At 65.9% G+C, this 13513-nt stretch carries 9 protein-coding genes; 6 read left to right on the top strand and 3 right to left on the bottom strand.

Going from position 1 to position 13513, the window contains the following annotated elements; all coding sequences use genetic code 11:
- Nucleotides 1–184 precede the first annotated feature (184 nt).
- From HG718_RS10690 to HG718_RS10670, 5 genes are all read left to right on the top strand, one after another.
- Entirely contained in the window at nt 185–1975 is a 1791-nt protein-coding gene (locus HG718_RS10690; protein WP_160588428.1) for an ABC transporter ATP-binding protein, read from the top strand.
- Nucleotides 1976–2096: 121 nt separating this feature from the next.
- Nucleotides 2097–2957: a formate/nitrite transporter family protein gene (locus HG718_RS10685; protein ID WP_160588427.1), complete on the top strand. Its 861-nt coding sequence runs from the start codon at nt 2097–2099 to the stop codon at nt 2955–2957.
- Nucleotides 2958–3083: 126 nt separating this feature from the next.
- Nucleotides 3084–4538, top strand: a complete 1455-nt coding sequence (locus HG718_RS10680) for a high affinity choline transporter 1 (RefSeq protein ID WP_160588511.1) — start codon at nt 3084–3086, stop codon at nt 4536–4538.
- A 60-nt stretch (nt 4539–4598) separates the two neighbouring features.
- Nucleotides 4599–6563, top strand: a complete 1965-nt coding sequence (locus HG718_RS10675; RefSeq protein WP_160588426.1) for an acetoacetate--CoA ligase — start codon at nt 4599–4601, stop codon at nt 6561–6563.
- A 151-nt stretch (nt 6564–6714) separates the two neighbouring features.
- On the top strand, nt 6715–7749 hold the full coding sequence (locus HG718_RS10670; protein ID WP_244617758.1) for a Fe(3+) ABC transporter substrate-binding protein: 1035 nt from the start codon (nt 6715–6717) through the stop codon (nt 7747–7749).
- 82 nt (nt 7750–7831) lie between these two features.
- Here HG718_RS10670 and HG718_RS10665 read toward each other — a convergent pair whose 3' ends face one another.
- Nucleotides 7832–9505, bottom strand: a complete 1674-nt coding sequence (locus HG718_RS10665; protein ID WP_244624790.1) for an ABC transporter permease — start codon at nt 9503–9505, stop codon at nt 7832–7834.
- 166 nt (nt 9506–9671) lie between these two features.
- Entirely contained in the window at nt 9672–11246 is a 1575-nt protein-coding gene (locus HG718_RS10660) for a sensor histidine kinase (RefSeq protein ID WP_160588425.1), read from the bottom strand.
- 324 nt (nt 11247–11570) lie between these two features.
- Between HG718_RS10660 and HG718_RS10655 the strand changes: the two genes are divergently transcribed.
- Entirely contained in the window at nt 11571–12479 is a 909-nt protein-coding gene (locus HG718_RS10655) for an SDR family NAD(P)-dependent oxidoreductase (protein WP_160588424.1), read from the top strand.
- Here the strand turns inward: HG718_RS10655 and HG718_RS10650 are convergent.
- On the bottom strand, nt 12457–13479 hold the full coding sequence (locus HG718_RS10650; RefSeq protein WP_160588423.1) for an alpha/beta fold hydrolase: 1023 nt from the start codon (nt 13477–13479) through the stop codon (nt 12457–12459). The genes HG718_RS10655 and HG718_RS10650 overlap by 23 nt on opposite strands.
- Nucleotides 13480–13513: the final 34 nt, after the last annotated feature.

Below are 13513 nucleotides of genomic sequence, written 5' to 3'. Positions count from 1 at the left end.
GCAAGACCGAGGCAAACGCGGCACGGACCAGCGCCCGCCGGCGATAGCCGGTGCGCCATGTGGTCTACCGAAAGCGCACCGCTCCCGCGGTCCGCCATCGCGCCGTTTTGCCAATCCTTCCAGATTTCATCTTCCCGGAGCAGCGCTCGCCTCCCCAACCTTGGGAGGGACGCTGTCAGAAAAAATGTCTCTTCAGTCTTCAAACGGCGCCCCTGCGGGCGTGTCTCCGTCATCCGTTGATACCGCCCGCTTCGTCTGGCGTTACTGGATGCTCTATCGCGGCCTGTTCGCCACATGCGTCGGCCTCATTGCCTTCATGGCGCTGCTTGATGTCGCCCTGCCGGTCGCCGCGGGCCGGCTGGTCGACCTCATCTCGCAGGAGGCGACGCCCCGGCGGGTGTGGCAGGTCATGGCCATCACGGTTGGCATCACCACTCTCTATTTCACCGTCCGCTACACCATGTACCGGGTGTGGATCGTCTTTGCCGCCAATATCATGCGGCATCTGGTGATCGACGCCTTCGAGCGGGTGCAGCGCTTTTCGTCGGAATGGCATGCCAACGAGTTCGCCGGCGCCACCGTGCGCAAGATCTCCCGCGGCATGTGGGCCTATGACACCTATTCCGACACGGTAGCGCACGCGCTGCTGACGGCGGTGCTCACCCTTATCGGTCTCACCATCATGCTCGCCGTCCAGTGGCCGCTGCTCGGCCTTGTGGTCGGTGTGCTCATCGCCCTGCATCTGGGTGTCGGCTACTGGCTGGCGTCCACCGTCATGGCACCCGCCAACGCCCGGCACATGGCCGCCGACAGCCGCATCGGGGCCGTCATGTCCGATGCCATCAGCTGCAACGCGGTGGTCAAGAGCTTCGGTGCCGAAGCGCGGGAGAACCGCCTGTTCGAACGCGTGGTGCGCGACTGGTCGGGCAAAGCCCAATTCTCATGGGTGCGGGCTGAGAACTGCGTCATGTTCCAGGTCGCCATGCAGATCCTCATGATGGCAGCCCTGCTGGGCCTCTCCACCTGGTACTGGACGCAAGGCCAGGCCACGCCGGGTGATGTCGTGCTGGCGCTCACCACCTTCTTCGTGATCGACAGCCATCTGCGCCACGCGGCTTTTCACATCCGCAACGCCCAGCAGGCGATCAACGAGCTGGAAGACCTCGTGATCTTCCAGCGCCTGCCCTTGGGCGTGGCCGATGCGCCGGACGCGGAGGAATTCGAGCCGGGCAGGGGGGCGATTGCCTTCCGCAAGGTGCGCTTTGCCTATGCCAACAAGCCGGACCCGATCTATGACGATTTCTCGCTCGAGATCAGGCCCGGTGAGCGGGTCGGCCTTGTCGGCCGCTCAGGCTCCGGCAAGAGCACCTTCGTCAAGCTCCTGCAACGGCTGCATGATTTGGAGGGCGGTCAGGTCATGATCGATGGTCAGGACGTGGCACGGGTCACCCAGTCCAGCCTGCGCCAGGCCATCGCCCTGGTGCCGCAAGACCCGGCCCTGTTCCACCGGTCCCTGGCCGAGAACATTGCCTATGCAAGGCCGGACGCCACCCGTGAGGAGATCATGGAGGCCGCCCGGCGGGCCCATGCGGATGAATTCATCCGCGACCTGCCTCAGGGCTACGACACCGAAGTGGGTGAGCGGGGGGTGAAGCTGTCCGGCGGCGAACGGCAGCGCATCGCCATCGCCCGCGCCTTTTTGGCGGATGCCCCGATCCTCGTGCTGGATGAAGCTACCTCCAGCCTTGATTCGCATACGGAGAGCCTGATCCAGGATGCGATCGAAGACCTGATGCGCGGCCGGACGACGATCCTCATCGCCCACCGCCTCTCCACCCTGCGCGACGTGGACCGCATCCTCGTGTTCGACAAGGGACGCATCACCGAGCAGGGCACCCACGCGGAGCTTCTGGAACGCCCCCAGGGCGCGTTCCGCAAGCTGCTCGAGACCCAGGCCGCGGGGCTGGCCTTTTAGGCCATTACCCCGCGCGTCCCGGGGAACCGGACCCCGCCGTCCGGTGTTCTGCTTCCACAGGCGTTTTGCCTGCAGCGGGACACCGGCGGCGGGCGCCGGATCAAGGCGAGGGATGGACCGGATGGCCGAGAGAAAATCTGCCGGGCAGGAGCAGGAAACCGACGAGGACGTCGTGCTCACCAGCCAGCAACGGGTGCAGGCGCGCAAGAACCTGCGGTCATCGTCTCCCGTGATCTTCGAGACCATCCGTCAGGAAGGCATCGAGGAGCTTGAGCGGCCCGCCCTGTCGCTGTGGTGGTCAGGCATCGCAGCAGGCCTGGTGATGACCTTTTCGCTTTACACCAAGGGCTATCTGCATCTCCACCTGCCTGATGAGGCATGGCGGCCTCTGGTCAGCAATTTCGGCTATTGCCTCGGCTTCCTGCTGGTCATTGTCGGCCGCCTGCAGCTTTTTACTGAGAACACCATCAAGCCGGTTCTGCCGCTTTTCGTGACCCCCACCTTCTGGCGCCTGCGCACCATGCTGGCGCTGTGGGGGATCGTGTTCATTGCCAATCTCGTGGGCGTCTGCGCGTCGGTCTTTCTGGTCGACAATGCGGGTCTTGCCAAACCTGACCAGATTGCAGCCTTCCTCGAAGTGTCCCACCATCTGGCAGACCGCTCAGCCGCTGCCAATATCGCGCTTGGCGTGCCCGCAGGCTTTCTCCTCGCGGCTCTGGTCTGGGGGCTGGCCGATATGAAAAGCGGACGGCTTCTCTTCATCATTGCCGTCACCTATGTGATCGCGCTGGGCGAGTTCAGCCACGTTGTCGCAGGCTCAGCCGAAGTCGCGCTGCTGACCCTGCATGGCGACATGGGCGTCGGCCAGGCTTTCGCCCAGTTCGTCTTCCCCACGCTGCTGGGCAACATCCTCGGCGGCACCGGCCTCTTCGCCCTTCTGGCCTATGGCCAGGTCCGCCACGAGATCATCGAGGAAGACTGACGCACCCCTGTCCGCCTTGCTGGAAGCCGGTTTGAAGCCTGCGTAAAAACCCGCTTTCTGGCAGGCAGGGACTGTGCTCATACTCCCCCCGCGTCATCTGTCGTTGGGGGATCATCCGTAGTGACCATGGCCTTTTTCGTCGGCCTCTACCTGGCCGTTTCCGTCGGCGTCGGCATCTATGCCGCGCGCCGGGTTCAGACTTCCGGTGATTTCATTCTGGCAGGCCGGTCCCTGCCGCTCTACATCGTCACCGCCACGGTCTTCGTCACGTTCTTCGGCTCGGAAGCCGTCCTCGGCATTCCCGCCACCTTCATGGAAGAAAATCTCGGTGGCATCGTCGCCGACCCCATCGGCGCGGGCCTCTGCCTCGTCTTCGTGGGCCTGTTCTTCGCCGTCCGCATCTACCGCATGAAGCTCAACACCATCGGTGATTTCTACCGGGCGCGCTTCGGCCCGGCGGTGGAACTCATGGTCTCCATCGCGATCTGCATCAGCTATCTGGGCTGGATTTCCGCGCAGATCGTGGCGCTCGGCCTTGTCATCAACATCGTGACCATGGACATGGTCAGCTTCGAGCTGGGCATGGTGCTCGGTCTCATCAGCGTCATGGCCTACACGGTGTTCGGCGGCATGGTGTCTGTTGCCATTGTCGCCTTCATCCAGATGATCGCCATCATCATCGGCCTGCTGATCGTCGCCGACATGGTGGCGGGCCAGGTGGAGGGCGGCTATGCGGCCGTCATTGCCCACGCGGCTGAAAACGGCAAGTTCGAGTTCTGGCCGGCCTGGGACACCGCCGCCATCCTCGCCTTCTTCGGTGCCTTCATCACCCTGGCGCTGGGCTCCATCCCCCAGCAGGACGTGTTCCAGCGGGTGATGTCGGCCAAGGACGAGACCGTGGCCGCCCGCGGCTCCGTCTATGGCGGCCTGCTCTACATCGCCTTCTGCTTCATCCCCATCTTCATCGCCTATGGAGTGCTGCTCGTCGATCCCGCCATTGTCAATGCCCACATGGCCGAGGGCGGCGACAGCCAGCGCATCCTGCCGGACTACATTCTCGGCTATGTGCCGCTGACCGTGCAGGTCCTGTTCTTCGGGGCGCTCCTGTCAGCCATCATGTCCACGGCCGCCGGCACGCTGATTGCCCCCTCGGCCATCTTTGCTGAAAACATCCTGCGCCCGCGCTTTGCGATGGACGACAGGCGCTTCCTGCTGGTGCTGCGCCTGTCGGTCGTGGCCTTCGGCCTTGTCGTCCTCGTCTATGGCTGGCTCAGTGCCTCCGCGGGCCTGTCCATCTTCGAGATGGTGGAAAACGCCTATCTGGTGACCCTGTGCGGGGCCTTCACGCCGCTGGCCTTCGGCGTTTACTGGAAGCGCGCCACCAATGCAGGCGCGCTGGCGTCCATCATCTGCGGCGTCGGCACATGGGTGGTGCTGGAAGCCGTCAACTGGCAGCTTGCCGCCTCAGGAGGCGAGCTGCTGGTGCCGCCACAGGTGGCCGGCCTTGCCGCCGCCATCATTGGCATGGTGCTCGGCTCCCTGTATCTGGGGTCCGGCGCCACCCGTCCCGCACGGGCGTGACGGCGCACAGCCCGTCGGGAAAAATTCTCGACTCTCAGACAGTCGCCAAAGGAGACAGACATGAACGAGCCGGCCAAGGTCATCTGGCGTCCGGTGGACGACGGAGCGGACACCCCCATGGCCGGTTTCGCCGCAATTGCCGGGGACCGGTGGCAGCGCGACCTGGGCAGCTGGGACAAGCTGCATGCCTGGTCGGTCAGTGAGCGCGAGGAGTTCTGGCAGAGCGTCTGGGATCAGTGCGGCATTGTCGGGACCATGGGCAGCGTGGTGCTGGAGCAGGGCGATGCCATGCCCGGCGCCCGCTTCTTCCCCGAGGCCCGGCTCAATTTCGCCGAGAACCTGCTGGCCCATGCAGGAGAGGACGATGAGCCGGCGCTGATTTTCCGGTCCGAGGCAGGGGACGCACGGCGCATGAGCTGGGGCGTCCTGCGGGAAGACGTGGCGCGCACCCAGCAGGCACTGGCCCGGCTCGGCGTCGGTCCCGGCGACCGGGTCGCCGCCATGATGCCCAACATGCCCGAGACCATCGTCGCCATGCTGGCTGCCGCAGGCCTTGGCGCGGTCTTTTCCTCCTGCTCGCCCGATTTCGGCGTCAAGGGCGTGCTCGACCGCTTCGGCCAGATCGAGCCGACGGTCCTCATCGGCTGCGCCGCCTATGCCTATGGCGGCAAGATCCACGACACCCGCCCCAAGCTGGCGGAGGTCGCCGAGGGTCTGCCGTCCCTGACCGGCGTCCTCGTGGTGCCCTACAAGGCCGATGCCGAGACAGCGACTGACGGCATCCCCAAATCCATGCTGTGGCAGGATGCGCTGGACGCGGAGGAGGCGGAGACGCCCACCTTCCTGCCGCTGCCCTTCAGCCATCCGCTCTATGTGCTGTTTTCATCCGGCACCACCGGTGCACCCAAATGCATCGTCCATTCTGCAGGCGGCACGCTGCTCCAGCACGCCAAGGAGCACCGCCTCCATTGCGGGCTCACCGCAGATGACACCCTGTTCTATTTCTCCACCTGCGGCTGGATGATGTGGAACTGGCTCGTCTCCGGCCTGCAGGCGGGCGCAACGCTTGTGCTGTTCGACGGCTCGCCCTTTCATCCGGGTCCGGAGATTCTGTTCGACGTGGTGGCCCAGCAGCGCGTCACCCATTTCGGCACCTCCGCCAAATTCATCGACGCCATCAACAATGAGGGTTTGCGTCCGCGCGACACCCACGACCTGTCGGCCCTGCGCATGCTCATGTCCACCGGCTCGCCGCTGGTGCCGGAAGGCTTCGACTACGTGATGGACGCCATCAAGCCGGATGTGCACCTGGCCTCGATCTCCGGCGGCACCGACATCGTCTCCTGCTTCGTGCTCGGCACCCCGCTCAAGCCCGTCCGCCGCGGCGAAATCCAGGCCGCCGGCCTCGGCATGGACAGCCAGGTCTGGGACGAGCAGGGTAGGCGCGTGACCGGCGACAAGGGCGAACTCGTCTGCGCCCGCGCCTTTCCCGCCATGCCCATCGGGTTCTGGAACGATGACGATGGCGCCCGCTACCGGGCGGCCTATTTCGAGCGCTTCCCAGGCGTCTGGCACCATGGTGATTTCGCCGAGGAAACCCGGTCAGGCGGGTTCATCATCCATGGACGGTCAGATGCCACCCTCAACCCCGGCGGCGTCCGCATCGGTACGGCGGAAATCTACCGCCAGGTGGAGCAATTGCCCGAAATCACCGAGGCACTGGTCATCGGCCAGGACTGGCAGGGCGACACCCGCGTCGTCCTGTTCGTGGTGCTGGCAAAAGGGGCTGCGCTCGACGACGCGCTTGAGACCCGCCTCCGGTCGCAGATCCGCACCGGCGCCAGCCCCCGCCACGTGCCCGCGAGGATCATCGCCGTCGCCGATATCCCGCGCACCAAATCCGGCAAGATCACCGAGCTGGCCGTCCGCGACGTGGTGCATGGCCGGGAGGTGAAAAACCGGGAAGCCCTCGCCAACCCGGAGGCGCTGGACCTGTTCCGCGACCTCGGCGCCCTCAAGACCTGAGAATCCGCTCCGTTTCAGGACCCCGCGCCATCAGAACGCAGGGTCTTTGCTTGACGTGCGACTACTTCTCATATTCAGTCGCGCCATGCCTGCGACTAAGTTGCAGTTTCTTTCGTCAAGGACCCTCACGACAAAACGGAGAGCCCCTTTCATGCGTTTTGCGCCCATGCGTCTTGCCACCGCCGCCCTCGCGGCGCTGATGGCCCTTCCGGCCGCTGCCCAGGCCGAAGGCGAGGTCAACATCTATTCCTCGCGCCACTACGACACCGATGAGCGTCTCTACAGCGATTTCGAGGAAGCCACCGGCATCACCGTCAATCGCATCGAGGACAAGGCCAATGTGCTGATCGAGCGGATCAAGGCCGAGGGCGCCAACTCGCCCGCCGACATCCTGCTCACCGTGGATGCGGGCCGTCTCTACGTGGCTGACCAGGCCGGCATCTTCCAGCCGGTGCAGTCGGATGTGCTCGAAGAGCGCATCCCGGCCAATCTCCGCCACCCGGACGGCCACTGGTTCGGCTTCTCCACCCGCGGCCGCGCCATTTTCTACGACAAGGCCAAGGTCGATCCGGCGGACATCCAGTCCTACAAGGACCTGGCCGACCCGAAGCTGAAAGGCCTCGTCTGCACCCGGTCGTCCTCCAACATCTACATGCTGTCCCTGATGGCCGCGATGGTGGAGCGTCTCGGTGAAGAAGACGCCAAGGCCTGGGCCGAGGGCCTGTGGGCCAACCGCGCCCGCGATCCGGAAGGTGGCGACACCGACCAGCTGCGCGGCATTGCCTCCGGCCAGTGCGCCGTGGCTGTGGCCAACACCTATTATTTCGCCCGTGCCTTCACCAAGGATGTGCGCGGCCTCGCGAACCCGGATGACACCGACCGCATCGGCATCGTCTTCCCGGACCAGGACGGCGCCGGCACCCATGTGAATGTCTCCGCCGGCGGTGTGGTGGCCAATGCGCCGAACCGCGAGAACGCGATCAAGTTCCTCGAATATCTCGCAACCGACGCAGCGCAGAAATACTTCGCTGACGGCAACAACGAGTACCCGGTGGTGGAAGGCGTCGAGGCGTCCTCAGCCGTCGAGGCGCTCGGCGAATTCAAGGCCGATGACATGCCGCTCATCAAGCTTGGTGAGAACCAGGCAAAGGCTCAGGCCATCTACAACGAGGTCGGCTACCAGTAAGCCCGGCCCCGCTGGAATCAAGAACGCAAGGCCCGGCTGCTTCGGCGGCCGGGCCTTTCTTTTGCGTGGGGAGACAAGAACGCTAGCGGGGCCTGTGTCCCGGCCGCGACGCCATGATGGTGCGCGACAGCAGGATCACGGGGATCAGCCCCGTCGCCACGATCATCAGGCTGGCGGTGGAGGCTTCGGCCAGCCGCTCGTCGCTGGCCAGCCGATAGGCCTGGATCGCCAGCGTGTCGAAATTGAACGGCCGCATGATCAGCGTCGCGGGCAATTCCTTCACCACATCGACGAAGACAATCAACCCCGCCGTCAGCAGGCTGCCGCGCATGATCGGCGCATGCACCTCAAGTAGCGTCGCGAATTTGGAGTGCCCCAGCGAGCGCGCCGCCGCGTCCATATTGGGCGTCACCTTGGCAAGGCTCGCCTCCACCGTGTTGATCGCCACCGCCATGAACCGCACCAGATAGGCAAACACCAGCCCGGCAATTGACCCGGTCAAAATAAGCCCGGTCGAAATGCCGAAAGTCGCCCGCATCCACGCATCCAGCGCATTGTCCATATTGGCCAGCGGAATGAGCACACCCACCGCGATGACGGAGCCCGGCACGGCATACCCCATACCCGCCAGCCGATTGGCAAACCGCGCCAGCGGGCTGCCCGACAGCCGCACCGCATAGGCCATCACCAGCGCCAGCGTCACCGCGATCACAGCGGCGATGCCCGCAAGCGTGAAGGTGTTGAGCGTCAGCGACACATAGCGGCTGCCGAAGAATTCATGCCCGCCCACATGGTTGAGATAGATGAGAATGCCGATGGGCAGCAGGAAGCCCAGCGTCACCGGCACGGCGCAGATCAGGAACCCGCCCGCTGCCCGCCAGCCGGTGAGCTCATAGTCCGGCAGCCGCTGCACCCGGTTGGTGGGCTGCGCGTAGCCCTTGCCCGAGCGGCTGACCCGCTCCACCAGGATCAGCAAAGTCACCATGCCCAGCAGTGTGGCTGAGAGCTGCCCGGCCAGCACCCGGTCGCCCAGCGAAAACCAGCTCTGGTAAATCGCCGTGGTGAAGGTCCGCACCCCGAAATGCGCGACCGTGCCGAAATCCGCCAGCGTCTCCATCAGCGCCAGCGCCGCCCCACCTGCGATCGCCGGCCGCGCCAAGGGCAGCGCCGTCTTCCAGAACGCGCCCCAGGCGGATTGGCCCAGCGTCCGGCTCGCCTCCAGCGCGCAGACGGACTGTTCAAGAAACGATGCCCGCGCCAGCAGATAGACATAGGGGTAGAGCACGAAGGAGAACACGAACACCGCCCCGCCTTCGGAGCGGACATTGGGAAACCAGTAGTCCTGTGCCCCCCAGCCCGTCACCTCCCGCAGCAGGCTCTGTACCGGGCCCGGATGATGCAGAAAGTCCGTATACGCATAGGCCACCACATAGGCCGGCACCGCCATGGGCAGGATCAGGGCCCAGTGGAAGATATCCCGGCCGGGAAACCGGCACATGGTCACAAGCCATGCCGACGACACCCCAAGCACCAGCACCCCGCTGAGCGTCCCCACGGCGAGGATCACCGAATTGCCGATCAGCTCGGCCATCACGGACTGGCCCAGCCCGGCAAGACTTGCGCTCGTCTCGTCAAACAGGGTGGCCACCACCGCCAGCACCGGCAGCGCGATAATGAGCGCGATGCCGAGCGCCCCCAGCGTCAGCGACCGCCCGGCAGTGCCGGTCGAGAACATCTGCACCGGCCACGGCTTCACCCGGCCGGCTGCGCCGGCGGGGGAGCGTGGTGCGGGAGATGGCGGGGTGAGGGCGCCCATAGGGGGAAAGCGGCTTTCAGGAAGGAGAACTGGCACGCGACTTAAGGAGCATGCGAATGCGTGTCAATTAATCACACCCCATTCCGCAGGCGGACGCCAGCGGACCTTACGTCGCAAGCACGCCCGTGGGCGGGAAGATGACCCGCGCCCGTGTGCCCTCGCCGGGCGCGCTGTCGATCTCGAAACTGGCCTTGTTGGCCTCCGTCAGGGCGCGCGCCAGCGGCAGGCCGAGCCCCAGCCCCCGTCCCAGGCCTCTTTCATGACTGGCCTCGGACCCGTCAGAATCGCTCCGCGCAAGGCCCTCCTGCGCAGCCTCCACCTGGCCGAACGGCTCCATGGCGGCGGCCAGATCCTCCGCGCTCATGCCGATGCCGGTATCGTTGACGAACAGCGTCACCCCGCCGTCTTCAGTGCCGCTTGTGCCGATGGTCACCGTCCCGCCGGAGGGCGTGAACTTGATGGCATTGCCGATGAGGTTGATCAGCACCTGCCGCAGCGTGCGCGCATCCGCCACCACCGGTGGCAAATTGCCGCCGATCTCCGCAAACAGCGTCAGCCCGCGGCCCGCGGCTTCCTCCCGCAGCAGGTCGCTCATCGCCTGCACGAGTTCGCCCGTATTCACCGCTTCAAAATTGAGCTCACGCCGGCCGTTCTCCGAGCGCGCCATTTCCAGCAGGTCATCCACCAGCCCCAGCAGGTGCTCGCCGCCTGTATGAATGTCGCGGGCATATTCGAGATATTTGGCGTTGCCCATGGGGCCGAACTCTTCCCGCGCCATCACCTCGGAAAAGCCGAGAATGGCGTTGAGCGGCGTCCGCAGCTCATGCCCCACGCGTGACATCAGGGCCCGGGCTTCCCTGGTGGCGCTGGCGGGCTCCGCTACCCGGCTGTCTGCTTCGGCAGGGGGCGCTGCGGGGCGCGGCACTGCCAGCAGCCGGGCCCGGTCAGCGATGTCGTTGAAATAGGCAGCCACCGCCGCCCCGCCGGTCTTCGGGTCCCGCGCGCGGGTCAGCGTCACCCGCGCCAGCCTCGCGCCGAAGCGCGTGGCGATCCGGAAAATGGCCGATGCCAGCCCGTCCGCCAGCGCCTGCCCGATCAGCCGCGTGGCCGCACCCGGGTCGCCCAGCAGCGTTGCCAGCGGCGGGCTCACATCGCCCAGCAGGGCCAGCGCAGCGTCATTGCCCGCAAGCCATTCCCCGTCAGCGGCAAACAGCGCGCCGGGCGCAGCAATCGCCTCGCCAAGTGCCGCCAGCCTGATGCCGCGATTGTCCGGCTCCGCCTTGGCGAGTACTTCGACCGCAAGGCCGATGCGGCCATCCGGCAGCGCGTGCTGCCGCGCACGCACCGTCAGCGTGCCGCCATTCATCGGATGCGGCAGCCGTCCCTCAAGGCCGTCTTCCATGTCGGGCTGCGTAGCGACGGAGATCATCAGCCGGTCCAGCGCCCGCGCCAGCGCGCCGTCGGGCGCAAAGGGCCGTTCAACGAGGTCGAGAATTCCGGTTTCACCAAACAGGGACGCAGCCGCCTCATCGGCCTCGGCGATGCGGGCCCGCTCGCCGTCCCAGACGAAATGCGCCACGCCCATCGGGCTGCCGGCGGCTGCCTGGTCCCGGTCATGCAGGCCCGCAGCCTGTCGGCTCGCCGCCTCACGATCCGTGTCCTGCTCGTCCGTTTTCCCCATCGGGCCCCGTGTGATCCCCGTCAGAACCCTGACCCGCACCCGCATGAGCCGGCGGAACCGGGCAAGTCCTTTTGTTGGCTGCTCAGGATCAGATGGGGCGCGCACCGCCGCTGTGCCATCCCGTATGTCCGGCCGTCCCCGAATGGCCGAACCGCGCCGGATTGTCAGGCGGTGCCCGCGTACTCCCCCAAGCACGCTGACAACAACTATAGCGTCATTTGGCAAGGCTGGGGATCAAATCGGTCCACGCCATGGCTGGTTGTGGCTTTGCTGCATCGCGGGGCCTAGGCTGATGGCAGCCACGCGATCAGGGAGGACGGCGCCATGGCCGCAAACCGCCGCAGCAAACCGACGAAGATACCAGGCAAGAACTCAAGCAAACCTGCGGGCAAAACGTCCACCCGCCGCAAAAAGGCCCCGCCGCCGCGCGGTGCCCGCGGTGCTCGCGGTGAATGGGTACTCATCACCGGGGCATCTGCCGGCATCGGCGAGGCGCTGGCGGGTAAATTCGCCGAAGGCGGCTTTGATCTGGTGCTGGTCGCCCGCAGCAAGGCAAAGCTGGCAGGCATCGCCGCCGATCTGTCCGCCCGCCACGGCATCGCGGCGGAAGTCGTGGCGGCAGACCTGGCCGAACCAGGCGCGGCCCGGGCGCTGTTCGACGAGACAGCCGCCCGCGGCATTGATGTGGATGTTCTGGTCAACAATGCCGGTGTGCTCGACATGGGAGCCTTCATCGCGCAGGAGACCGCCACGCTCTCCCGCATGATCACCCTCAACACCCTGGCGCTGACCGAGCTTGCCTCTCATTTCGTGCCGCCGATGGCCGCCCGCCGCTCGGGCCGCGTGCTCAATGTGGCGTCCGTTGCAGCCTTCCAGCCCGTGCCGTCGCTGGCGGTCTATGCCGCCACCAAGGCTTTCGTCCTGTCGCTGACCGAGTCCCTCGCCGAAGAACTCAAGCCCCACGGCGTCAGCGTCACCGCCCTGTGCCCCGGCATCACCGAAACGGGCATGTTCACCACCATCAAGGATGCCAACGAGAAGACCAGCGCCCTGCCGGATTTCCTGGTGGCCGATGTTCAGGACGTGGCGCAGGAAGGCTATGACGCCTGCATGAAGGCAGACGTTGTGCGCGTGCCGGGGCTCGCCTATGCCATGAGCACGTCGCTCGGCCGCGCCGCGCCGCGCTGGGTCACCCGGCTCGTGGCGGGCGCTATCGGCCGTCAGATGATGTGACGTGTACGGATTGTTCCGGCAGGCGCGGTAGGTCCTTAAGGTTGCCTGCCTGCGGTACGTCCCGGCCGGCGAGCCAGGCCGCCACCATGGCGTTGACGGCTTCCGGTGCCTCCTGCTGCACCCAGTGGGACACGCCCGGCAGCCGCCGCAGGGTGAAGTCGCGCATCAGCGGCTCGGTCCGCTCCGTCGTCTCCACGCACAGGGCCGTGTCTTCCTCGCCCCACACCATCAGGGTCGGCGTCTCGATGACCGGCGGGTCCGCCCACAGATCATGATAGGGCGTCCGCCGCCGCATGGCCGCGCGGTAATAGTTCACCATTGCCGTCAGCGCGCCGGGACGCTGTGCCGCCTCCCGATAGGTGGCGAGCACGAAATCCGGAAACCGTGACTTGTCCACCGCCATGTTGGCAAAGGCCTTGCCGATGCCCTCGGCCCCGTTGGCGCCCAGCAGCTTCTCCGGCAGCCAAGGGATCTGGAAGAACAGCGTGTACCAGGACCGCTTGAACTGCTTCCAGGTCCGGAATTCCTCAACAAACCGGGTGGGGTGGGGCAGGTTCATGACGATGAACCGGTCAACCGGCCGCACCGCGCCCAGCATGAAGCTCCAGGCGATGATGCCGCCCCAGTCATGGGCCACGAGGCACACCTCGTCCGCAATGCCCTGCGCCTTCGCCTCGTCAATCAGCCCCGCCACGTCCTCCACCAGCCTGTCGAGGCTGTAGGCGCTCATCCCCAGCGGCCGGGTGGTCATGCCATAGCCGCGCAGATTGGGCGCCCACACCGTGTAGCCCTGGTCCGTGAAGGTGCGGATCTGGTGCCGCCATGAATAATTGAGTTCGGGAAAGCCGTGCAGCAGCAGCGCCAGCTTGCGCGGGCCGCCCGCCCCGTCAGGTCCCGCCCCATCAGGCCCCGCCTGTTCTGGCCCGGTCGGTTCGGCAACAGCCGTCTCGAAGGTCAGGCCGTTGGCGGCAATGAATTTTGTCTGTGTTCCCGGAACCATCACTCTGCCCCTATGGCTGCGCCACGGCATGAAT

This window comes from Pyruvatibacter mobilis, assembly GCF_012848855.1.
GTDB lineage: Bacteria > Pseudomonadota > Alphaproteobacteria > CGMCC-115125 > CGMCC-115125 > Pyruvatibacter > Pyruvatibacter mobilis.
The sequence above is the reverse complement of the archived record's forward strand: the minus strand, read 5'-3'. Positions and strand labels throughout refer to the sequence as shown.